Source organism: Enterococcus sp. BWB1-3 (assembly GCF_016745275.1).
Lineage (GTDB): Bacteria > Bacillota > Bacilli > Lactobacillales > Enterococcaceae > Enterococcus_L.
Window position 1 is genome coordinate 33,089 of the sequence record NZ_JADOEP010000003.1, and the last position, 23,630, is coordinate 56,718.

General features: G+C 41.1%; 14 protein-coding genes. All 14 read right to left on the reverse strand.

All coding sequences use genetic code 11. The features are described from left to right. Positions 1-222 precede the first annotated feature (222 nt). The 14 genes from IW492_RS03250 to IW492_RS03315 all read right to left on the reverse strand — a co-directional run bounded on the left by IW492_RS03250 (position 223) and on the right by IW492_RS03315 (position 23,558). Complete coding sequence (locus IW492_RS03250) at positions 223-651, reverse strand: hypothetical protein (RefSeq protein WP_202065134.1); 429 nt, start codon at positions 649-651, stop codon at positions 223-225. 47 nt (positions 652-698) lie between these two features. Continuing rightward, positions 699-968: a hypothetical protein gene (locus tag IW492_RS03255; protein WP_202065135.1), complete on the reverse strand. Its 270-nt coding sequence runs from the start codon at positions 966-968 to the stop codon at positions 699-701. A gap of 690 nt (positions 969-1,658) precedes the next feature. Then, a complete protein-coding gene (locus IW492_RS03260; protein ID WP_202065136.1) occupies positions 1,659-5,510 on the reverse strand; it encodes a pectate lyase-like adhesive domain-containing protein in 3,852 nt (1,283 codons plus the stop codon). 421 nt (positions 5,511-5,931) lie between these two features. Beyond that, on the reverse strand, positions 5,932-10,179 hold the full coding sequence (locus tag IW492_RS03265; protein WP_202065139.1) for a pectate lyase-like adhesive domain-containing protein: 4,248 nt from the start codon (positions 10,177-10,179) through the stop codon (positions 5,932-5,934). Positions 10,180-10,459: 280 nt separating this feature from the next. After that, a complete protein-coding gene (locus IW492_RS03270; RefSeq protein WP_202065147.1) occupies positions 10,460-13,000 on the reverse strand; it encodes a lectin-like domain-containing protein in 2,541 nt (846 codons plus the stop codon). A 226-nt stretch (positions 13,001-13,226) separates the two neighbouring features. Beyond that, on the reverse strand, positions 13,227-17,324 hold the full coding sequence (locus IW492_RS03275; protein WP_202065148.1) for a pectate lyase-like adhesive domain-containing protein: 4,098 nt from the start codon (positions 17,322-17,324) through the stop codon (positions 13,227-13,229). Positions 17,325-17,370: 46 nt separating this feature from the next. Next, positions 17,371-18,258 carry a signal peptidase I gene (gene lepB, locus IW492_RS17945; protein WP_236671763.1) on the reverse strand — a complete coding sequence of 296 codons (888 nt, stop codon included), beginning with the start codon at positions 18,256-18,258 and terminating at the stop codon, positions 17,371-17,373. Next, the gene (locus IW492_RS03285; RefSeq protein WP_202065149.1) at positions 18,255-18,938 is read right to left on the reverse strand and encodes a hypothetical protein; all 684 of its coding nucleotides are present in this window, start codon (positions 18,936-18,938) and stop codon (positions 18,255-18,257) included. Before IW492_RS03285 ends, lepB begins: the two co-directional genes overlap by 4 nt. A gap of 21 nt (positions 18,939-18,959) precedes the next feature. After that, entirely contained in the window at positions 18,960-20,117 is a 1,158-nt protein-coding gene (locus tag IW492_RS03290; protein ID WP_202065150.1) for a DUF916 and DUF3324 domain-containing protein, read from the reverse strand. A 133-nt stretch (positions 20,118-20,250) separates the two neighbouring features. Next, positions 20,251-21,012, reverse strand: a complete 762-nt coding sequence (locus IW492_RS03295; protein WP_202065151.1) for a WxL domain-containing protein — start codon at positions 21,010-21,012, stop codon at positions 20,251-20,253. A gap of 76 nt (positions 21,013-21,088) precedes the next feature. Further along, entirely contained in the window at positions 21,089-21,898 is an 810-nt protein-coding gene (locus IW492_RS03300) for a WxL domain-containing protein (protein ID WP_202065153.1), read from the reverse strand. Continuing rightward, the gene (locus IW492_RS03305) at positions 21,895-22,242 is read right to left on the reverse strand and encodes an LPXTG cell wall anchor domain-containing protein (protein WP_202065154.1); all 348 of its coding nucleotides are present in this window, start codon (positions 22,240-22,242) and stop codon (positions 21,895-21,897) included. The genes IW492_RS03300 and IW492_RS03305 overlap by 4 nt, the downstream gene beginning before the upstream one ends. A gap of 15 nt (positions 22,243-22,257) precedes the next feature. Further along, entirely contained in the window at positions 22,258-22,722 is a 465-nt protein-coding gene (locus tag IW492_RS03310; RefSeq protein ID WP_202065156.1) for a hypothetical protein, read from the reverse strand. 29 nt (positions 22,723-22,751) lie between these two features. Next, positions 22,752-23,558: a WxL domain-containing protein gene (locus IW492_RS03315; protein WP_202065158.1), complete on the reverse strand. Its 807-nt coding sequence runs from the start codon at positions 23,556-23,558 to the stop codon at positions 22,752-22,754. Positions 23,559-23,630 lie beyond the last annotated feature (72 nt).

A 23,630-nucleotide genomic window follows, 5' to 3' on the forward strand; every position in this document is an offset into this window, starting at 1 on the left:
AAAGTTACATGTAGAATTTAAGTACTATATCAGAAATGATTATTTTCTGAACACCCGATTATTTAGCTGCTGCTTTTATAAGCATATAAAGCTCATCTTAAAATCTCCCTATTGTACAAAGAGGAGCTGCACAATATCCCAGAAATAATTCTGATTATTGTGCAGCTCCTTTTATCTAAACTCTATTCTCTGTACTTTTTAGTAAAGAATGGCAGCCTTCCTTTATACAATCCATTTCCCATTAGGACTTGATTGCCAAGCTTGGAACAGATCTCCATTTTTCTTAATTGCAAATAAGTCTAAATGACCATCTTTGTTTTGCTTCATCATTGCATTTTTCTGGAAAGGACCAGAGATAGTGATACTTTTCCAAGGAGCAAAATTTGGTGTTGCTTGTTCCGAGATAAAAAGATCCCCATTTTTCTTTAAAACAGAAATAACGAGTCCGCCATTTTGATTGGTTGTTGCAAAGACATTTCCGTCAAATGGTCCGGCAATCGTTTTAGATTCCCACTTGGTGCCCCCATTTACTTTGGTTTGCCAAGCTTGATACATTGAGCCGTCTTTGTTTATAGCAAATAATTCTAAACGTCCATCTGCATTTGAAACTAGAGTTACTTCTGATTGAATATTATTCGTCAAGATTTCCATATTAAATTACCACCTTTAAAATTATTTTTGTTCTACACAAGAAAAATTTAAATGTCAGTCATTTCTTCCAGCTCTGCCTTACCATCTAATGGTTTATAGATTGTAACGATTGAAAGCTTTGGTTCAGGATTTGGAGCAACAAGAGTTACTTTACAAAGGATCTTATACTTCACACCAGCAACAACTTGAGTGCCTATTAAAGCAAATGGTTCAAAAATTGAACCCTGTATACTACTTGTTGCTTCTTCTAGAATTTCTTTTACCTCGTTACTAACCATTGGAGTTTCCGGAATAGTCCAGCTGCCTGCGTTTGTCATAAGTAAATCCTCCTAAATTTTATTTACAAAATGAATGATCCATCCTGTGAATAAAGTATACAACAGCATTCTTTTTCATACAAGTAATTATTTATATTTTATTTATAGATACACAAAACTTTCTTTTAATTCACTTTTTATCAACAAATAGAATGGTTCATTTACAAATCCTTCACTATCTGTTCACATAATGATCTTTATTTGATTAAATTGAACATAAAAAAATAACAAATGAGACTGATGAAAGTAAACATACTTTTTTCAGCCCCATAGTTATTTTTAGATAAAAACATATTATTTTCTGAGATAAGATTGAATTGCGACACTAAATTTAACAGAAAAAACCTTTCTGCTTTCGGTCTGACAGAGTTGTACAACACTAAATGTCTACGTTCCAGATCACAGAAGCAAATCCTCCCTACATGTCCTCAATTAAAACATTTATGTACATAAACCCTAGTCAATATAATTTTTCTCTGTTCAAAACAGATCCCAGTTAAATGAAAGCTTAATATAGGTAATTATTTCTACAACGCTTCCAGTTTTCTCTGATCAAAGAGGATAAACACTCTCAACACTACTATCCCAAAATCTATCAAATTATATTTTTGTATAATTTTATCCATATTAATAATGGTGTTGTTGGGTAAGGCTTAAGAGGAAAACTCTTCCTGTGCTCATTTTTCCCTTCTACGGTTGTCCAGCCATGATTGTCCAAGTCACTACACCAGAATAGGTACCGATACTTGACACCGTGGTTTTAGTTGGGTCTGCAACTAATTTCAATCCGGGCTCTGCTGACGTATCGCCCCATGTGCCAGTGACATCAAAGGTACCCCCAGAGGCATTGGTATAAATAGGCTGGCCGCCGGAATCCAATGTTAGAGAGATTTCCTCTCCCGCACTGTCCACATACCAAAGCGCTTCGTTCATTACAGAACCTGTTTCATCATTTTTCATGTTTGTAGTTAATGCGGCATACAATGTCCAGCCATCGGCTTGATTGGCACGAGTATCTGTAACCACCAAATCACCATCTGTACTTGGGTTGTCTACCCGCTGCACCTTCGCATTGTACGTGATGCTGCCAAAGTCAACGGTTGACGGGGCTGATTTTAGAAACAGCTGCCCTGTGACTTTATAGGTCACCGTTTGTGCAGTCTCTGTAATAGAGAAATTGGTTTCATTCTCCGGTCGTACACTGATCTCATACCCTGCTGTTTCCAGCGCTGTCAGCTGATCCTGAACCGCTTGGAACTCACTGCCGGTTAAGTCAATCACATCCCCCACATTTAAAGCAGTATCAATGGTTTGACCTTCCCCAATTGTCAGGGTATAGCCGGATAATACTGTTCCGCTCTCATCTTCAAACTGAACGGTCAGTACAGCATCCATGTTGATGACAACGACCTGAATCGTTGTTGTTAATGGCGTAGACAACCCTGTTGCTGCGTTTGCCGGCACCGTTAACGTCACCACATACGGCGTATCCGGTTGTAAATTACCGTACTCATTCAAACCGCCAAAATCACTAACCTGAACATACTCTGTTAAATCAGTGAACGTACCATTAGCAATATTAAATGCTTCCGGCTGACTGTTCGCCAGAATATACGCTGCTAATTCTGCATCCGTCAGGTCTCGAATATCGACATAAGCTACTTCTAAATCATCGGCAGTAATACCTGAAGCTTTTTCATAAACAATTAATGTCGCTTCAATCACCGCTGTATTCGGTGCAGCATTGCCGTCTGCATCTGTAGCCCGATCCGATACATTGATTTTAATGGTGTGTGTGCCTACAGTGTTTCGTTGGATCTCAGCTTCTGCTTCATCCGTATAGGCATAATCAAAGCCGGTATTGATTGGACTGGTATCCGCTGCATCCTTCACGAACGCACTTGGATCAGGCAGATCATCTCCCTGACTGATATAGAAAGTCACCGGTGTGGCTGTAGGCGGCGTCTTATCCAAAACAACCTGTGTCGGTTCTTCTGATTTCAGATTGGCGAACCCATACGCATGGATGACATTTCCAGCAGTGAAATAATTTCCAGAGCTGATTGTATACGACCAGTTGCCGTCACTGTCCGCCTGAACAGTAAAGTTATCACGCGTTTCCTGCGCCATTCCGGTATCTTCAACGGGTGATTCAATCGTATCATTAACTCCTTTTTCTTTTGCGGAAGTCGTCCCGTTCAGTGCTTCTTCCCAAAGTCGAATGTAGGTGCCCGGAACTGCATACCCATACACTGTATACGAGCCCGGATCATCAGGATTATCATTCGAGATACTATGAATGGAGACACTTGGATCTGGAATTCGGGTAAACAGCACACGCTGTTGTCCTCGAGTTGTAAAGTTTGCCCTAAAGCTGTTCAGTGTAGCATTTGTCATAGAGTTGGCAGAGGTAATCGTTGGAGTATAGCCATTATAGGTTAAAAGCATGCTTGACATTGGTATATAAGAGTAAGTATAACCTTCGTCACCATCTACTCCTGTTGCCATGTTTCCATCAGCCCATTGATATACATTCTGAACGGAAACATTTAGTACACCGCCATTCCTCATATAAATCAATCCATTAGAACCGCTTATTGATTTTGTTTTTTGTAAATTAACTCTTTCGGCATCAGAAAATTTAAAACTTGATGAAGTATTACCTAAATACATCAAATTTTGACTTGTAGAAGTGCTATCACTAATGATATTTAGTATCCCTTTTGATGCAATTTCAAAATCTACTGCTGCATTAGCATAAAATAAATGTGTACCTGATCTCACCATATTTTCACCAGTAATATTTAACGTTCCTGAAATTGAAACTTTACCGCCTGCCATATAAAAAGGATTATATCGGGCACCATTAGTAGAATCACTGTATCTATCAGTAATCACTGATAAAACAGCCCCTTCTTCAACAAGTAAATTGGAATTGCTATTTTCCATATAAACGACAGTAGGTTGAACAGTATGATGTGAGACAGCTGTTACTTTTGCTCCACTTCTTATAATAAAATTACCCGAGCTGATATCTATTACAGATGCGTACCCTTGGGTAAAATTCTCAGGGTTTCCTGTTTCGCTTTCTCTAACAGCTGTTACGACAGCATTTTCACCAATTTCAAGATTACCGCTTTCTCTTAAATGGATTGGCACTCCACTTAAAGCAGAGAAATATGCATTAGAATTGGGTGCAATAGTTGCTGCAGCAACACTGATCGTCTGATTATGAGTATAATTGACATCAAAATCTCTTATAACAGAACCATCTTTTCTAACTGAAGTATATGTAGCAACTTGCTGCACATGTACATCTCCACCAAAAGACACTTTTGAACGTTGAGACTCAATTAGCTGTGAACCAAAATTGGTAAAGTCAATATAATTAACTGTCGTTCTTGACTGATAAGCATTGGATAAATCCCAAAACTCCATTATTCCCCAATAATTACCATGGAAGGTGTTCATATTTTGTAAAGTGATACCCCAAGCTTTGGACGTAGTAGTCATCGTTCTATTTGTAAAACACCAGGTTATTGATCCTTGATCCCATGTATAACCATCGCCTTCAATTACAACATCCCTTGCAATACCTAAAGCATTAAAATAAATAAAGGTTGTACCGCCATTAGTATTGCTTGACGAATTCCTATATGCAAACCGTTCTGCAGCATTATTTATATTCGCTACTTGTCTGGATGTGTCATTACGACCTAAAGGAACAACGATATCATCAACAAATTGAATATTGGTTACACTAATGGTTGCTAAAGCGACATTTAATTTTTCGTAAGTATCAACGAAACGAGTATGTTTGTATTTTTCACCATAAGTCAGTTTTGAATTACTTAGATAACTTGTCATCCCTTTTGATTCAGCTAAAACTGGATAGAAAAACGGAGCGTAATAATTATTAGATTTCACATTGATATTTTGCAACGTAATATCCCAATAACTAGAAGTATTTGTCGCTGCATTCATAAAGCCGATTGCTAGATTTCCAAAATCAAAGGTATGTCCATTTCCGTCAATAACCAGTGATCTGGAAATCGCAGGCTTACTGACAAACAGATACTGGTAACCAGTATCAAGATTCACAGAATCTTTATCAAACAGACCCTCATAGTTATTGAGTGTGCCTGTAAGCTGGATATCATTTGCTAATAAAATCGTTGTGATACTTGAATCAGCTAAGGCTTCAACAAATGTTTGCCAGTCAGTGACTTCTGCCGTATCGGCTGCAAACAGATTTACTGCTCTCTTCTCCACCGGAAAAACAGCACTTTCTTCTGTCTCTTTTTCAGCTTCTTCCTGAGCTTCAGAAGTCTCTGTCCGCTCTTTCTCCACCTCATTTCTCAGCATGCTGCTGTCTACTGTTGGTAACATATCCTGCTGCAATAAATCTGTTCCGCTGGAGCTTATTTCAGTTTTAACGGCCTCTTCATTCGCCTTAATCGGAGTACTCAAGGTCCACTGGAATACTAAACCTGTAAGTGCAATAGACAAAACAGCTGTCAAACTTTTTTTTCTGATTTCCATATTTTTTCAACTCCCCCCCTTTTCTATTTTTTTGTGTCAGACGGCATACTATATTTCATTTTTCTGACTATCCAATCCTATCCTTCTAATCAACTGGAACAACTTCCTCTCATACCTCTTATTCTTTACCAGAATAAATCCGATTTGATATTGATATATGGGAGTATTTATTTGTCCCAGTCTTATAGTAAGATGATCTAATTTATGACAGCAGAAAAAGTGAAACCAAATTATTCACATTACATCTATATAAATCAAATCCTCTGGTTTTCTTCGATTAAAGAAGATAAACACAAGTAATACCACTATCCCAAAATCTATCAAATTGTCTTTTTGTATAATTTTGTCTGTATTACTAATGGTGTTAGTGGATAAGACCCCAGAGGAAAGCTCTTCCTATGCTCATTTTTCCCCTACCCTTCTACGGTTGTCCAGCCATGATTGTCCAAGTCACCACACCAGAATAGTTACCGGTACTTGACACCGTAGTTTTGGTTGGGTCTGCAACTAATTTCAATCCGGGCTCTGCTGACGTACCGCCCCATGTACCAGTGACATCAAAGGTACCCCCAGAGGCATTGGTATAAATAGGCTGGCTGCCGGAATCCAATGTTAGAGAGAGTTCCTCTCCTGCACTGTCCACATACCAAAGGGCTTCGTTCATTATAGAACCTGTTTTATCATTTTTCATATTTGTGGTTAATGCGGCATACAATGTCCAGCCAGCGGCTTGATTGGCACGAGTATCTGTAACCACCAAATCACCATCCGTGCCTGGATTGTCTACCCGCTGCACCTTTGCATTGTACGTGATGCTGCCAAAGTCAACAGTTGACGGAGCTGATTTTAGAAACAGCTGCCCTGTGACTTTATAGGTCACCGTTTGTGCAGTCTCTGTAATAGAGAAATTGGTTTCATTCTCCGGTCGCACACTGATCTCATACCCTGCTGTTTCCAGCGCTGTCAGCTGATCCTGAACCGCTTGAAACTCACTGCCGGTTAAGTCAATCACATCCCCCACATTTAAAGCGGTATCAATGGCTTGACCTTCCCCAATTGTCAGAGTATAGCCAGGCATCACCTGATTTTCTTCATTAACAAACACTGCTGTTAAAACGGATGCTCTGGTAACCATAAGGGTTGCGGCAGGCTCAAATGCGGTATCATGAAAATCAAAGGATTCTGCCGGGTTAATATTTCCACGCTCATTATTGGTTGCAGGCGGGGCAATTACACCAGCGTTGCCTGCCAACCCTTCATTATCTCGTAAAAACACTTGTATTATATCGTCTTCTTCCAAGGTCAGTGCCGTTAAATCAATGGTGAAATTCCCATCATCATCCACTGTTACACCAGAGGTGTCAAAGGCTTGCCCATTATGAGCAGCCGTCACTTCCACTTCCTTATTTTCAGAATGTCCCTGAATGCCGGCAGCCGTTTTTCCAATCATTTTCGAGGAAAATTCTGCTGGTTTTGGCGGTACAATTGGGAACACCTCCACCGTATCTGTAAGAATCAGATTTTCCATTCCCGGGGTTAATTCGCCTGAAACCAGCTTTACTTCCTTGATACGAACTTTGTCGCCTGCTTCCAGGAATTCATCTAATTCAATGTCAAAGAGTCCTCCTCTTGGCTCTTCACCGTAAACGCTGAGTCCAACTTCGTCCTTAGTATGCCCCACAGTGGTAGCAGTATATTCTTCCAGTGAACCATTCTTTCGTTCCACTTCTACAATTACTTCTGCTTCATCAGTCCATGCTGGACGAGTTGCTTCCAGTCCTACAGGAACACTCACACGTCCATAAATATGCTTATCCGCATTGGTTGGTACACGTAATTCATCTGCGATTGCCCAGCGCCCATTGTTTGAGCTTATTCGTGCATATTCCTGCAACCCTGTCGCACCAATCGTTGACGTATTCAGCTCTTCTTCATTGCTGGTGGATACCAGTGTCCTTAAATTAACCCCGCTAAATTGATAATCTAAATTTCTAAAATTCAAATATGGATCACCGTCTAAATCTGAACCGCCTTCCCAAAGAGCCAAGTCACTATTGATACCTGTTAGTTGTGAATTAGCAGTTGTAGAAAACACTCGTCCGCCGCCTTGACGATCATTCCGAAAATCTAGGAACAATGGATTATCAAATATAATGTTCGCAGCTCCTATATCGAAAATAGCCAAATTGGAATCTGTATTTCCTCGTGCTTCAAAGTAACCATAATTAGATACTTCCAAGTCCACATCAAATTTAGTAAAATCCAATACATTAGTGATTGCCGCACCATCTTTTGCATGAACCCTTACTTCACTCCCCATATCTCTTACAATGAAACCACTTCGCAAATTACCATTATCACCTACAAACCTCACAGCATCGACACGGTGTGTAGTAGTACCCTGCTTTTCAGTATAAATAGATAATTTCCCTCCTGATTCAACAGTCACAATAGTACCAGTCCGATTTCTCAAGCCTCCAGATTGAGTAGAAGTATTGTAATCAGTTCTTTGAATATCCACAATAGCATTGGTTTGAATGGTTACTTCTATAGCTTCCAATCTGCTACTTCCCATGACTCCTTGCAATATTTCAGCCTCAATCGGATGCGTTACCTGATAACCAGAGCCTGAACGCGTGCCATCATGATGAAGTTCGAGGTAAGAGTGATTTTTTATCACTGTCTCTAGAGCATTGTAAAGGAATCGAGGTGAATTAATTTCAGAATTATCTATGACTATCGTCTCTCCTGCCACAAACCATAACTGTCCAGATAGAACATGTATTTTACTATCTTTAACTACTGTACTCCCTTTTTCTCCTAAAGAACCTCCTATGGCAGATTTATCTAGGGCTGCTTTAACTATAACCTCACTATCGACAATAGACATATCTACATTGTCTCCCCAAAAAAGTATTCCGTCTTTATCCTCAGCTGTAATATCAATTGTTGATTCACCACTAATATCTACCTGCGATCCTTCACCATTGACATAAATCGCCCTACCACTATTCATAGTAAATCTACCTGGATTATTAATAGATATTTCAGACCCGCCTGATAGCTTCAATGTCGGATTAGAAGTACGATTTCCAATGCTAATATCATCACCATTAATCACAGAACCTCCCGTATTAATATCAATCTTACTTTTATTTTCCAACAAAAGAGAAGCATCTGTTCCTAACAAGTCTATTCCCGTCATACCTGTCATTACTATATCGCTATTATTCAACCTCATCTCAGGAGCCGTACCGTTCATAAGAAAAGTACGACCGCCAGTTACAGCTGCATTCATATTAAATACACTATTAGTCAGCAATACCTGAGAATTATCCCCTTGCAGGTTGACCCGTTGTCCACTAGTACTTTCAACTATTCCTTTACTATCTTGAGCGATTATTTTTGGCTCCTTGCCAGATAGGTAAATTCCTTCACCTGTTGTTGCTGTAACATTTAATTCACCTAGTTCTATCACTATACTTGGTTGGTCGCCAGATAAATTAATTCCTTTACCTGTTGTTGACACAACGTTTAATTCACCTAATTCCATCATTACACTTGGTTGATTGCCTGATAAAAAAATTGCTTCCCTTGTAGCAGAACTTGTAGAAATCTTTCCATCATCAACTTGTATTTTGGGCTCTTCACCAGATAAAAAAATTCCGCGTTTAGCTGCGGTACTTGATATTGTTACGTTTCCTCCCGAAAAAACAGAGACTTTGGGGTTCGCTCCAACTAATGCGATAGTATTACCATTCGTATTTGTAGGAGAAGCTGTTGTCCCTATGGTACTCACCATCAAGGAAGCGGCCGTTTGTATTAACAGTTCTGGATTATCGCCACGTAAATCGATTGTATTAGCTGTAGCCCACACACCTGCTGTTGGTGCTGCTGTTGTAATTGAGACAGATGCGCCGTCCTCAATTGTTACTTTTGGAGAAGATACCGCTGCAGATGAGAAAAAGACTGCAGTATTTCCACGACTGATAACAACTTCTGCATGATTTGATGCGATTATTTCTTTTGCTTCAATAAATGTTCTCGTCGATTGCGACCGTATGAAGCTGGAATTACCTCCAGTGAAGTGGACAACGCCTTGAGGAAGAGCCGCTAATTGCATGGTATTCGCATCTACTTCTTGAATATCTTCCAATTCAAATGTCCAATTTCCACTCGCTTCTGCTGAAGCGTTCACCAGTGGAGTCGTTCCACTTTTTGCAATCATTGCATTTTTCATACGGAAAACAGACGGTTCAGCTACTTCTCCTAATTGAAAATAAAGACCATTAAAATTCAACGTGTAGTCGTTCCCTAGAATTAGCAGGGAACGATTTATCGTTATCATACTTGCTGAACTTCCAACTAAATTCTCTTGTACTGAAATAATCGAAACCTCAGACCTGCTCACAGCTTCTTTAAATTCATCCATCGTTGAAACCATTACCGTCTCACCAGTAAATGAATTAATTTCTTCGGCTGATTGAACATTAGTGCCTACTTGTGTACGTTCTACAGTTGCTTGATTCCTAAGAGTCAGTACCTCTGGCTTAATCTGAATAGACAGGGGAGCATCCTTTTTAGCTTCAATCGGCATTGCTGATTTATACAAATACCCTATTGTTAATAAGAATGTTATTACTAGCAGCAGTTTAGTAATTTTTTTCATCTTTTCGCCTCCATGCGCAATTAATTACTTTGTTCTTGTCTCTTTTTTAGAAAGCCGTCAAGTCATTCAAATGATAAATTTCTCATCCACTACCTCACCATTCACATAAAGAAAATTCCCTGAATCATTGATCTGTTCTTCCAGCAGACCAACGATTCGGTGAACCTGCTGTGTCTCTCCCTCTCCCTAGCGAAATAGTATCAGATCAAGCCGGTCAATCGCTTTCGTCCCTTGAAAAATCGTATTGTTATCCTGTAACACAGGTACCCTATTTTCCCCTCTACGGTTGTCCAGCCATGATTGTCCAAGTCACTACACCAGAATAGGTACCGATACTTGACACCGTGGTTTTGGTTGGGTCTGCAACTAATTTCAACCCAGGCTCTGTTGGCGTGTCCCCCCACGTGTCAGTGACAGCAAAGGTACCACCAGAGGAGTTGGTATAAATAGGCTGATTGCCAGACTCCATTGTTAAGGCAAATTCCTCTCCTGCACTATCCACATACCAAAGCGCTTCATTCATTACAGAACCTGTTTCTTCATTTTTCATGTTTGTAGTTAATGCGGCATACAATGTCCAGCCATCTACTTGATTGGCACGAGTATCTGTAATCACCAAATCACCATCCGTGCTTGGATTGTCTACTCGCTGCACCTTCGCATTGTACGTGATACTGCCAAAATCAACAGTTGACGGTGCTGATTTTAGAAACAGCTGCCCGGCAACTTTATAGGTCACCGTCTGTGCAGGTTCTGTAATAGCGAAATTGGTCTCATGCTCCGGTCGCACATTGATCTCATACCCTGCTGTTTCCAGTGCTGCCAGCTGATCCTGAATCGCTTGGAACTCACTGCTGGTTAAATCAATCACATCTCCCACATTTAAAGCAGTATCAATGGTTTGACCTTCCCCAATTGTCAGGGTATAGCCTGACATCACCTGGTTTTCTTCATTTATAAATTCAACCTTGACTTGCGCTGACTGAGGAACATTCACAATTAAAATAATTTGATCTTGTGAGAACGATGGCAACAGTTCACTATTGTATACGTCCAACGTAAACACATTTTGTCCCTGCTCAAGCCGCTCCTGAGGAATTGTTAAACTTGCAGCAACGAATGACTCACTACCAAGTGCAGTAGCACCCCAAGTATCTATTACAGCTCCTCCTTCTTTCGCCAAAACAAAATTCAACGAGTCTCCTGTGTCAGGGTCCTTCCAATAAAACGGGATTGTTAAAACATCGGTTCCACTGGTTATTAGTTCTTTTTCTTTTACTGAATTCTGTGGAGTCCAAGAAAGTTCAGCACGTCGATCTTCCGCATTTACCCAAAAATATGCAGGGAGACTAAAGAAGCTCTGAAAATTAGAAACACTGCTCAGTTCTCTCCCTTCGATATAACTCATAAAATTGGTCTTAAAATGATTGTTTACGAATCTTCTGATTTTTATATTATCAATAAAAAATTCTACACTTTCACCTGACAACAGCCGTAATTCACCTGGATTAAACGCCACTTTTATCTGTCCATCAACATCCAGTATTGCAGACTTATGTTGAGTAGATCCTATGACTGCTCCAGCTCCATTACGCCTAATATAGCTAATTAATACTTCCTCACCTTCATTTTCAACTATCCCTGCCTCTACAATTCCATTCCATTGAGATACCTCATAAGGTAGTTCCCCTCTTACAGAAAATGTGCTTTTTAAACTAACACTATCATCAGATGACACAAAAACCGAGCCCAATTCATCTGTTTCAGCAACTACAACAGAACTCTCCTGTCCAGTTCCATCCTTTAGAACCACATCACTCTTTACTTCACCACTTAGTTCAACAGGTACTTGCGTAAATACAAAAGCTGTTTCTCCTTGAAATGTCCCATTTGCTGCTGAAAATCCCCAATATGCTTTATATCCATTCGTAGCCAACTTCAGCTCTTGGTTCAAATCTGCCCAAAGAATTTTGACAATTGGTGTTGCTTTTCCTGTAACAGGATTCCTTAACTGATAAGAAAATGATTTTGTCCCTGTTTCAAACGAATAAATAAACTCATACCAAGTACCATCTTGAATACGATCTCCTAAAATACCTGGTAATGAATAGGTCTGATAATGCTTTATTCGTGCATCTCTGGTTTCATTTAACAAACCTGTAAACCACCATCCTTCATCTGCTAATCCAGATCCTACAGCTTGATACCCTTTTTCTAAATTTCCAGGAAAAGAATAAGCCACATGCGGTCCACTACTGTCTCTCACATCATATACAGAGCCTCCTCCTCTATTAGCATATAAATCAAATTCCACAGCTACAGAATTTTTTATTGCACCTTCTTCTGGTGTATGAAGCGTAGTCCCCAAAAAACCTGATTTAGAGCTTTTGGCAGCCCCATACACACCTAAATTCTGACCATCAGTTGATTCATTATTCTCTGTTGTTAGGGCTTGTCTACCATTGGGATCATTATGCATGACAAACGCAAACCCATCTGCTTTCGTTGTACCAAAATTCACATAAGCTCTTCCATTGAAAGATTTAGTAAAATCTAAACGATATGTGCTTTCTGACCAAACAGACACCCAATTGCTTTTTCCTGATAATTTAAGTTCTGTATATGGAAATCCGCCGTTTTGACTAGGATCATTAATATTATTGACTTGAATTCCACTCCCATTAGGCGAAGTAAACAGTCCCTCAATTTGGATAGCTCCTTTAGGGATCTTATCAGCACCTTTCTCTGCTGCAGCAACTCCTTGGCCACAATAAAAATAAATTATCATCAAAAAAAGAGCACAAAGTACCTTTCTTTTCATTTCTTTCATACCTCCCCATTAATAAGTTCTAACTTGTACTATTCTTCCTTAAATTTCCACTATAAATCTGATTCTCTGGTTTTCTCCAATTAAAGAAGATAAACACAAGTAATACCACTATCCCAAAATCTATCAAATTGTCTTTTTGTATATTTTATCTGTATTACTAATGGTGTTAGTGGATAAGACCCCAGAGGAAAGCTCTTCCTATGCTCATTTTTCCCTTCTACGGTTGTCCAGCCATGATTGTCCAAGTCACTACACCAGAATAGGTACCGATACTTGACACCGTGGTTTTGGTTGGGTCTGCAATTAATTTCAATCCGGGCTCTGTTGGCGTACCGCCCCATGTACCAGTGACATCAAAGGTTCCCCCAGAAGCATTGGTATAAATAGGCTGATTGCCGGAATCCAATGTTAGAGAGAGTTCCTCTCCTGCACTGCCCACATACCAAAGGGCTTCGTTCATTATAGAACCTGTTTTATCATTTTTCATATTTGTGGTTAATGCGGCATACAATGTCCAGCCAGCGGCTTGAGTGGCACGAGTATCTGTAACCACCAAATCACCATCCGTGCTTGGATTGTCTACCCGCTGCACCTTTGCATTGTACGTGATGCTGCCAAAGTCAACGGTTGACGGTGCTGATTTTAGAAACAGCTGCCCTGTGACTTTATAGGTCACCGTTTGTGCAGTCTCTGTAATAGAGAAATTGGTTTCATTCTCCGGTCGCACACTGATCTCATACCCTGCTGTTTCCAGCGCTGTCAGCTGATCCTGAACTGCTTGAAACTCACTGCCGGTTAAGTCAATCACATCCCCCACATTTAAAGCGGTATCAACGGCTTGACCTTCCCCAATTGTCAGAGTATAGCCAGGCATCACCTGATTTTCTTCATTAACAAACACTGCTGTTAAAACGGATGCTCTGGTAACCATAAGGGTTGCGGCAGGCTCAAATGCGGTATCATGAAAATCAAAGGATTCTGCCGGGTTGATATTTCCACGCTCATTATTGGTTGCAGGCGGGTCAATTACACCAGCGTTGCCTGCCAACCCTTCATTATCTCGTAAAAACACTTGTATTATATCGTCTTCTTCCAAGGTCAGTGCCGTTAAATCAATGGTGAAATTCCCATCATCATCCACTGTTACACCAGAGGTGTCAAAGGCTTGCCCATTATGAGCAGCCGTCACTTCCACTTCCTTATTTTCAGAATGTCCCTGAATGCCGGCAGCCGTTTTTCCAATCATTTTCGAGGAAAATTCTGCTGGTTTTGGCGGTACAATTGGGAATACCTCCACCGTATCTGTAAGAATCAGATTTTCCATTCCCAGAGTTAATTCGTCTGAAACCAGCTTTACTTCCTTGATACGAACTTTATCGCCTGCTTTCAGGAATTCATCTAATTCAATGTCAAAGAGTCCTCCTCTTGGCTCTTCACCGTAAACGCTGAGTCCAACTTCGTCCTTAGTATGCCCCACAGTTGTAGCAGTATATTCTTCCAGTGAACCATTCTTTCGTTCCACTTCTACGATTACTTCTGCTTCATCAGTCCATGCTGGACGAGTTACTTCCAGTCCTACAGGAACACTCACACGTCCATAAATATGCTTATCTGCATTGGTTGGTACACGTAATTCATCTGCGATTGCCCAGCGCCCATTGTTTGAGCTTACTCGTGCATATTCCTGCAAGCCTGTCGCACCAATCGTTGACGTATTCAGCTCTTCTTCATTGCTGGTAGACACCAATTCAGTCAAATTACTCCCGCTAAATTGATAATCTAACTTTCTAAAGTTCAAATATGGATCACCGTCTAAATCTGAACCGCCTTCCCAAAGAGCCAAGTCACTGTTGATACCAGTTAGTTGTGAATTACTAGTTGTAGAAAACACTCGTCCGCCGCCTTGACGATCATTCCGAAAATCCAGGAACAATGGATTATCAAATACAATGTCCGCAGCTGCAATATTGAAAGTACCTGAATTATTTGTAGCTGTATTTCCTCGTGCTTCAAAGTAGCCATAATTCGATACTTCCAGCATCATATCAAATTTAGTGAGGTACCATGAGTTAGTGATTGCCGCACCATTTTCTGCGTGAATTCTTACCTCACTTCCCATATCCCTTACAATGAAACCACTTTGCACATTACCATTACTACCTCTAAACGCTACAGCCGCATTAGGAGCCGCATTTTGACTATCACTAGGCACACCATCTCCTTTATTGTAAACAGATAACTTCCCACCTGATTCAATAGTCACCACAGCACCAGTCGCATTTCTTAATCCACTATTATTATTAACTTTTCCATCGGTCCTGCTAATATCCACAACAGCATTGGTTTGAATGCTTAAAGTAGTATTTGACAATCTGTCAGATCCCATGACGCCTTCATGTATCCCCTCCAGGAGATTATTACCAATGGATGAAGTGCTGCCATCATGATAAAGTTTGAGGTAAGAATAATTTCTTATTACTGTCTCTAGGGCATTGTAAAATAGCCGGGGTGAAACAATTTCAGAATTATCTATAGTTAATGTCTCTCCTGTCATCAACCATAAATTCCCCATTGGAATATGTATTTTACTATCTTCAATTACAGTATTCCCTGTTTCTGACTTAGTACTTTCTATTGCAGATGCCTCTCGAGCTGTTTTAACCATAATCTCACTATCAACAATAGAAATATCTCCGTTCATTCCTTGGATAAATAATCCTGCTTTACTACCAGATACAATATCTATAGAAAGTATTGACCCATCACTAATATCTACCTGCGGTTTTTCACCCGATAAATAAATCGCATTCCCACTACGCCCCATGCTCTCAATAGATATTTTAGACTCATTTGATAACTTTAATATCGGATTAGACTCAGCATTTCCAATTCTAATATCCGAGTTAATAGTCCCAGCTCCTCTACCCACAATATTAATCGTACTTTTATTTTCTAATAAAAGAACGGCGTCAGCGCCTGATAAGTTTATTCCATTAGAATCGTCTCTATCTGTTATTATTATTTCACTATTGTTCAATCTCATCTCAGGAGTCGTACCTCCCATGAAAAAACCTTGACCATTAGTTGCTTTCATATCAAATACACTATTAGTTAGCAGTATCTGTGAATCATCCCCTTGCAGGTTAATCCGTTGTCCACTAGTACTTTCAATTATTCCTTTACTATCTTGAGCAATTATTTTTGGCTCCTTGCCAGATAAGCAAATTCCTTGACCTGTTGTTGCTGTAACATTTAATTCACCTAGTTGCATTACTAAGCTTGGCTGATCACCAAATAAAAAAATTCCGCGTTTAGCTGCGGTACTTGATATTGTTACGTTTCCTCCCGAAAAAACAGAGACTTTGGGGTTCGCTCCAACTAATGCGATAGTATTACCATTCGTATTTGTAGGAGAAGTTGTTGTCCCTATGGTACTCACCATCAAGGAAGCGGCTGTTTGTATTAACAGCTCTGGATTATTGCCACGTAAATCGATTGTATTAGCTGTAGCCCCCACACCTGCTGTTGGTGCTGCTGTTGTAATTGAGACAGATGCGCCGTCCTCAATTGTTACTTTTGGAGAAGATACCGTTTCAGCTGAGAAAAAGACTGCAGTATTTCCACGGCTAATAACAACTTCTGCATGATTTGATGCGATTATTTCTTTTGCTTCAATAAATGTTCTCGTCGATTGCGACCGTATGAAGCTGGAATTACCTCCAGTGAAGTGGACAACGCCTTGAGGGAGAGCCGCTAATTGCATGGTATTCGCATCTACTTCTTGAATATCTTCCAATTCAAATGTCCAATTTCCACTCGCTTCTGCTGAAGCATTCACCAATGGCATTATAACGCTTTTTGTAATCGTTACATTTTCCATACGGAAAACAGACGGTTCAGCTACTTCTCCTAATTGAAAATAAAGATTATTATGTGCAAAATTCAATGTGTGTCCATTCCCTTGAATTAGCAGTGAATGATTTACCGCTAGTTCACTTCCTGTATTTCCAACTAAATTCTCTTGTACTGAAATAATTGAAACCTCAGACCTGCTCACAGCTTCCTTAAATTCATCCATTGTCGAAACTTCTGCTATTTCACCAGTAAATGGATCAATTTCTTCAGCTGCTTGAACATTAGTGCCTACTTGTGTAGTTTCTACAGTTGCTTGATTCCTAAGCGTTAGTATCTCTGGCTCACTTTGAATAGAAAGGGGGGCATCCTTTTTAGCTTCAATCGGTATTGCTGGTTTATACAAATACCCTATTGTTAATAAGAATGTTATTACTAGCAGCAGTTTAGTAATTTTTTTCATCTTTTCGCCTCCATACGCAATCACTTACTTTGTTCTTGTCTCTTTTTTAGAAAGCCGTCAAGTCATTCAAAGGTAATAAACGCATGCGAACAACCCCTATCACCTGCTCCTTGTCAATCAGTCCATAATCTCGACTGTCATACCCATATTCTCTGTTGTCTCCTAAAACCAAATAACAATTCTTGGGGATGACCGCTTCCCGGCTGATATCATACTGATCAAAATCAGCCGTGTACTGTCCCCCATTTTTTTGGGCTTCATTGATTTCATCAATGATAAATTTCTCATCCACTACCTCACCATTCACATAAAGAAAATCCTCTGAATACTTGATCTGTTCTTCCGGCAAACCAATAATTCGGCGAACCTGCTGCGTCTCTCCCCGACGAAACAGTACCAGATCAAACCGGTTAACTGCTTTCGTCTTTTGAACCAGAACCGTATGATTATCCTGTAATGTCGGCATCATGCTGTAGCCGGAAACTTTGGTGATTTTAACAAATAACGAACTGACAAACAGGAAAAGAAGAACCGCAGCTAGGAATGCCGCCCACAGCGCCCCTGCCCCTGTTCTCATACGGTGTAACAGGGGTCGCTTTTTACGCAAGACTCTTTTGGGGGCACTTTTACTCTCCCGTGGCTTATTTTTCCTCGTTGAAGCCGGTCGTTTCGTCAATGTCTTTTGATTAGAAGACACATTGGTTACCGGTTTCGAACGCTTCTTTTGACCGATCACTGCAACAGCCTTTTTCTGTGGTCTGCTGTTTGCTTTTCCTGAACGGCTTTGGCTGGCAGAAGCAAGTGCCGGTCGTTTTCTTTTCTTCTTGGCGGACGAGTGCTTCCCGACTTCCCCTTTTTTATTGCTTGGGGTGTTTTGAGGGGAGGAGGGTCTTCGTTGATGAGGCGAATTCTTTTGCTTTAATTCTCGACTCATTCATCCTCACTGGCTCCTTCTTCCTCAAGCTCGGACTGGTTCACCTTGTAATACTCAAAAGCAGTTGTCTCATAGGTGATCGTCTTCTCAATGTCTGCCAAAAACTCTTCCGCCAATTCACCATTCCCGTAAAAATTTCCGCTCATCATTGTTGCATTCATCCCTAGCTCAGACAAGGAGGCATAGTACCGGTTTAGAGCCGATTGCCCCTCCGGTGTATTCACAGTACTGGCCTTCTTGGTAGAATAAGCCGCCAAGGTGGTCGCCAAATAGCGAATGTTCTGCTGTGAAGCTACCTCTGTCTCTTCCTGCTGGGCAGCTTTCGTCAATTCTGCTTTGAAATCTCTAAGTAAATAATACGAGCGAACAATTAACGCAGAATCACCAGAAGACAAATTAATCGACTGATAATAACTGGCATAGCCTGCGCCGCCTCCACAAGCAACAGCCGATATTAATAGAACAATGACGAAAAGCAGCGCCCGTTTGCGTCGTTGTTTCAACCTTGCGATGGCAGCCGTCCATCTTCTTCGCTTTTTCTTATTCTTAGGCGGTCGTTTCGGCAATCGTTTTAACTTCTGACTTTGAAAAAAGATCTGAGCTAAAAAGTAAAGGGTCAGCAGCAGGAAAATAATCGCTCCAGCCACAGCTCCCATAATAATCCAAGCAAGTATTGTCATTTTCAGTACTCCTACTCTTCTTTAACGTCTTTTCTTCTTGGGCGTTCCAGTATGACTATTCTTTGACGGTTGTTTTTTCTGCGTACCTTTTGCATTCTGCATATCTCGTTGTTTCTTTTTGCGGGAAAGGGTAATCAATCCAAAGATCACCACAACTGCTGCGATAAAGCCGCCCACAATGAGTGCAATCAGCTGCCAGTTGATTCCTGTTTCCTGCGTCAGACCGACATCCCGCTCATTGTATTTCTGTGCTTCATCCTCTGTAATCTCAAAGTCTTCCGTCCATTCCCAGCGCTGTTCCCCGGAAGTGGCCAGAACATGAGTCGTGTAAGAGCCGGCTTCCATTCGCTCCCCATTCATACTAACCGGAAACTCCATAAAGGAGTTTGGCGCCATTCGCATAGAAGTCTTTTTCGCTTCATACAAAACGGTATTGCTGTCCTTTTTCATCACCTGTGCTTCCACGGTCAAATCATTTAAATACGCCGCAATCACATTAGAAAAATTAATGTACACAGAGTTGCGATAGTTTAACTGCCCTCCATAGGCACGGTTAAACTGAAGATCAGGGACAAGCTCTGTGTCACTCTCTTGTAATAGAATGGACACCACATAGGCATACTGATTGACAACCTTAGACCCTCCGCTAGAGTCTGCGTCCTCTGTCTGCCCCGCCTTCATCATTTGCAGGCCACCGGCAATGACTCCTTCAAAGCTGGTTTCAGGCATCTTAACAGTAAGCGTCACTTGCTTTGTCTCACCGGCTGCCAATTCCACCGATTCAGGACCCGTTACCAAGTCCTCAAAAGCGAAAGCCAATGATGCATCATTTTCAATGTCACGATTGGCATATTCAATAACCCCTGTTTTATTGGTTTTGGCGCCATTCAATGCCAGATTGACAGTGATTGCTTCTGAGCCTGGATTACTAAGAATAACAGCGAGGCTCTGTTCCTGACCAGGGGTCATCATTAGCTGATAATAGCCCAGATTCGGGTTTAGTTGATTTTCCGGAAATTCAAGACTATAAGTAAAGCCCCCTATAGAAGAAGATTCCCCTTCTGCCTCCGCTCCCCAAGCAGTTATGTTCGTTGCTGCCACTGTGAAACTCAGCAAAAAGAAACTGATGAACATCTTAAAAAAATTATTTACATTCTTTTTCTGAAAGTCTTTCCTCATTATAATTATCCTCATCATTTTTATTTATAGTGAAAACAAGAGACGTGTTCTATGTATATACATTGATTGAAAAAGCAAGCTGGTAAATAATTACCAGCTTACCCCAATAAAACATAAAACTAATGGTTCTTTATTATGCAGTAGCACCCATTGTCCAAGTAACTGTTGCAGTATATGTTCCTACAGTCATTGCAGATGCAACACTTAAAGGAATATCCAATTGAACAGCATCTTCAGCTGTTCCAGGAGTACCTGCTTCAGAAGTCGCGCTTTGACCAAATTCCAATGTCCATAGACCGCTTCCTTCGCCTTCTCCTGCAGAAACAAATGTTTGTGCACCTTCTTCTGTGCTCAATACAACGGATGCCGGAACTGCTGCTGCAATTGTTCCTGTTCCTGATGTTGCCAATAGTGGGTTTGTGTATGTGATTGATGCGCCATTAAGCGTTGTTGTATCGTTTGTAAATTGGCTTGTCAATTCACCGGTAATTGTATACCCAGTATACGAACCAGTCACATCACCAAATGATACGATATTCCCACGTGTTTCACCTGTTTCTTCGCCCTCCTCATCAATTAAGGCGATAGATCTAGCATTTACAGAAGTTGTCCCAACTTCAACACTGCCAAATTTTAGATTAGAAACTGCAATAATCCCTTTGCTTTCAATATCCGGGTTTGGTATTATCCCTGGTGTTTCCGGATCGATTCCAGGTCCTTCTGGATTTTCCGGGTCAATGATGCTGCCTGGATCTTCCGGGTCAATGATACCGCCGCTTACTGTTACAGTACCTTCTGATCCCAGAGAGTTTTCGGCAGCACTTGCTGCTGATCCTACTGTTGCTGCCCCGATTGTTGCCACTAAAGCAATTGCACATAATTTTCTTAATTTCATTTTTTGTTCCTCCTAGATTTCATATGATATATATACAAATGGAATGACTCCAATTTGCCGAATGTTAAGTGCTGCTTTATTCTGTTGGTGCAGCTTCCAACCCCCACGTTAATGTGGTGGTATATTGAACCGGATGAATATTAATCGTTTCCGGTACGCTTAATGATACTGCTGAATTACTGTAGCTGGGCTTGTTAAAGATTGGATCAATAATGGCATTGCCATTTTTATCCGTCAACGCAGTCAGAGTGTTCTCCTGATTCGAAGTATTTTCACCTGATGCGCCGAAGGCAATCGTCCAAACCCCTTTCCCTTGACCGCTTCCAGCAACTGCCACGGTATACGCTGTGTTCATTTCATTGATAATCAAAGTATCCCGACTAACCGTTGGCGTTTGACTGTTTCCAGCCGAATTTGCCCAACCATTGCCAAAAGACAATACTGCTCCCTTTAAGCTCTGATCCTCAAGCGTTTGAATGATCGAGCTGGTAAATGGTGTATCCTGAGACAAGGTTAACGACCACCCGGAGGGTTCCGAACGAAAATCACTCACTTGGATATAATACCCGCGAGCAGCCGTATCACTGTGAAACAGCTGGGCCAATGACTCATACGTTCGATTCGTCTCTGTTATTTCAGCCGCCGCAAAATTCAGACTGGAAACAAAGTCAATTCTGAGATCACCGAGGGTGGATGGTCCTTCACCGGGATTGACTTCGTTCCCCGGCTTTTCCGGATCAACAGGCGGACTGATGTCCTTACCTTCCACGCTTACAAAACCCCTGTCATCCAGACTGGAAGCGCAGGCCTGTTCTCCAACAGCTGCCGTCATACCGGTGAAAAGAAGCAGAGCAAGCGAACACTTGAAATAAGTAATAAGTTTCATAGCTCCTCCTTCTTTCTCCGACGGAAGAGAAGGAAGGCGATCAACGCCGCGATTAGACCTGCTCCCATCAGGCTGTACTTTTGTACAATTTCACCTGTGCTGGGAAGGGTTCCTCCTCCTTGTGGTTTTGTTACTGTCACTGCACGGCTGCTGGAAGTTTGCGTTGGTTCAGCGGTCGATGGTTCCGGTAGTGATGATTCAATAGTTCCCTCATAAAATGTAATTTGTCCTTTAGTCTTGACTTGCCCTCCAGCACCCATTGTTGCCAATGCAGTTGGCGAGAACCCAGCTATACCAACCAGGAACAGGGCAAGGCTCAGGAGGAAAGCTTTTCTTATATTCATTTTTTTCCTTCCCTTCTACGGTTGTCCAGCCATGATTGTCCAAGTCACCACACCAGAATAGGTACCGGTACTTGACATCGTGGTTTTGGTTGGGTCTGCAACTAATTTCAATCCGGGCTCTGATGATGTATCGCCCCATGTACCAGTGACATCAAAGGTACTGCCAGAGGCATTGGTATAAACAGGCTGATTGCCGGACTCCAATGTTAAGGCAAATTCCTCTCCTGCACTGTCCACATACCAAAGCGCTTCGTTCATTACAGAACCTGTTTCATCATTCTCCCCAGTAAATAGGTTGCTTTCTTCATCAGCTTGGACATGTTCTATAGCTGTTCGTTCCATAGGAATTGGCACTTTCGACTCGATTTGTATTGGAGAAAATCCGCTGTTTTCAGCTTCAATTGGCGTTTCTTCTCCATATATATATCCTATCGCCAGCACAAACGTTACTACGCCTAATAGTCTAGTGATTTTTTTCATATTTCCCCCATAAGACTAATGATTCTTTATTATGCAGTAGCACCCATTGTCCAAGTAACTGTTGCAGTATATGTTCCTACAGTCATTGCAGATGCAACACTTGCGGGGATAGCCAATTGCACAGAGTTTGCATCTGTTCCAGGAGTACCTGATTCAGAAGTTGCGCTTTGACCAAATTCCAATGTCCATAGACCGCTTCCTTCGCCTTCTTCTGCAGAAACAAATGTTTGTGCACCTTCTTCTGTGCTCAATACAACGGATGCCGGAACTGCCGCTGCAATTGTTCCTGTTCCTGATGTTGCCAATAGTGGGTTTGTGTATGTGATTGATGCGCCATTAAGCGTTGTTGTATCGTTTGTAAATTGGCTTGTCAATTCACCGGTGATTGTATACCCAGTGTATGAACCAGTCACATCACCAAAGGATACGATATTCCCACGTGTTTCACTATCCGCACGCATCCCACGTGTTTCATCTGTTTCTTCGCTATCCTCATCTTCTCCATCATTCTCACCAATCAAGATAATAGGTTTAGCATTTACAAAAGTTGTCCCAACTTCAACACTGCCAAATTTTAGATTAGAAACTGCAATAATCCCTTTGCTTTCAATATCCGGGTTTGGTATTACTTCTGGTGTTTCCGGATCGATTCCAGGTCCTTCTGGATTTTCCGGGTCAATGATGCTGCCTGGATCTTCCGGGTCAATGATACCGCCGCTTACTGTTACAGTACCTTCTGATCCCAGAGAGTTTTCGGCAGCACTTGCTGCTGATCCTACTGTTGCTGCTCCAATTGTTGCCACTAAAGCAATTGCACATAATTTTCTTAATTTCATTTTTTGTTCCTCCTAGATTTCATATGATATATATACAAATGGAATGATTCCAATTTGCTGAATGTTAAGCAC

What these genes read in the sequence shown, in the direction of transcription:
- IW492_RS03255 (WP_202065135.1), bottom strand. Translation starts at nt 968, where the DNA reads ATGACAAACGCAGGCAGCTGGACTATTCCGGAAACTCCAATGGTTAGT.
- IW492_RS03295 (WP_202065151.1), bottom strand. Translation starts at nt 21,012, where the DNA reads ATGAAATTAAGAAAATTATGTGCAATTGCTTTAGTGGCAACAATCGGG.
- IW492_RS03310 (WP_202065156.1), bottom strand. Translation starts at nt 22,722, where the DNA reads ATGAAAAAAATCACTAGACTATTAGGCGTAGTAACGTTTGTGCTGGCG.
- IW492_RS03260 (WP_202065136.1), bottom strand. Translation starts at nt 5,510, where the DNA reads ATGGAAATCAGAAAAAAAAGTTTGACAGCTGTTTTGTCTATTGCACTT.
- IW492_RS03265 (WP_202065139.1), bottom strand. Translation starts at nt 10,179, where the DNA reads ATGAAAAAAATTACTAAACTGCTGCTAGTAATAACATTCTTATTAACA.
- IW492_RS03290 (WP_202065150.1), bottom strand. Translation starts at nt 20,117, where the DNA reads ATGAGGAAAGACTTTCAGAAAAAGAATGTAAATAATTTTTTTAAGATG.
- IW492_RS03300 (WP_202065153.1), bottom strand. Translation starts at nt 21,898, where the DNA reads ATGAAACTTATTACTTATTTCAAGTGTTCGCTTGCTCTGCTTCTTTTC.
- IW492_RS03285 (WP_202065149.1), bottom strand. Translation starts at nt 18,938, where the DNA reads ATGACAATACTTGCTTGGATTATTATGGGAGCTGTGGCTGGAGCGATT.
- lepB (WP_236671763.1), bottom strand. Translation starts at nt 18,258, where the DNA reads ATGAGTCGAGAATTAAAGCAAAAGAATTCGCCTCATCAACGAAGACCC.
- IW492_RS03305 (WP_202065154.1), bottom strand. Translation starts at nt 22,242, where the DNA reads ATGAATATAAGAAAAGCTTTCCTCCTGAGCCTTGCCCTGTTCCTGGTT.
- IW492_RS03250 (WP_202065134.1), bottom strand. Translation starts at nt 651, where the DNA reads ATGGAAATCTTGACGAATAATATTCAATCAGAAGTAACTCTAGTTTCA.
- IW492_RS03315 (WP_202065158.1), bottom strand. Translation starts at nt 23,558, where the DNA reads ATGAAATTAAGAAAATTATGTGCAATTGCTTTAGTGGCAACAATTGGA.
- IW492_RS03270 (WP_202065147.1), bottom strand. Translation starts at nt 13,000, where the DNA reads ATGAAAAGAAAGGTACTTTGTGCTCTTTTTTTGATGATAATTTATTTT.
- IW492_RS03275 (WP_202065148.1), bottom strand. Translation starts at nt 17,324, where the DNA reads ATGAAAAAAATTACTAAACTGCTGCTAGTAATAACATTCTTATTAACA.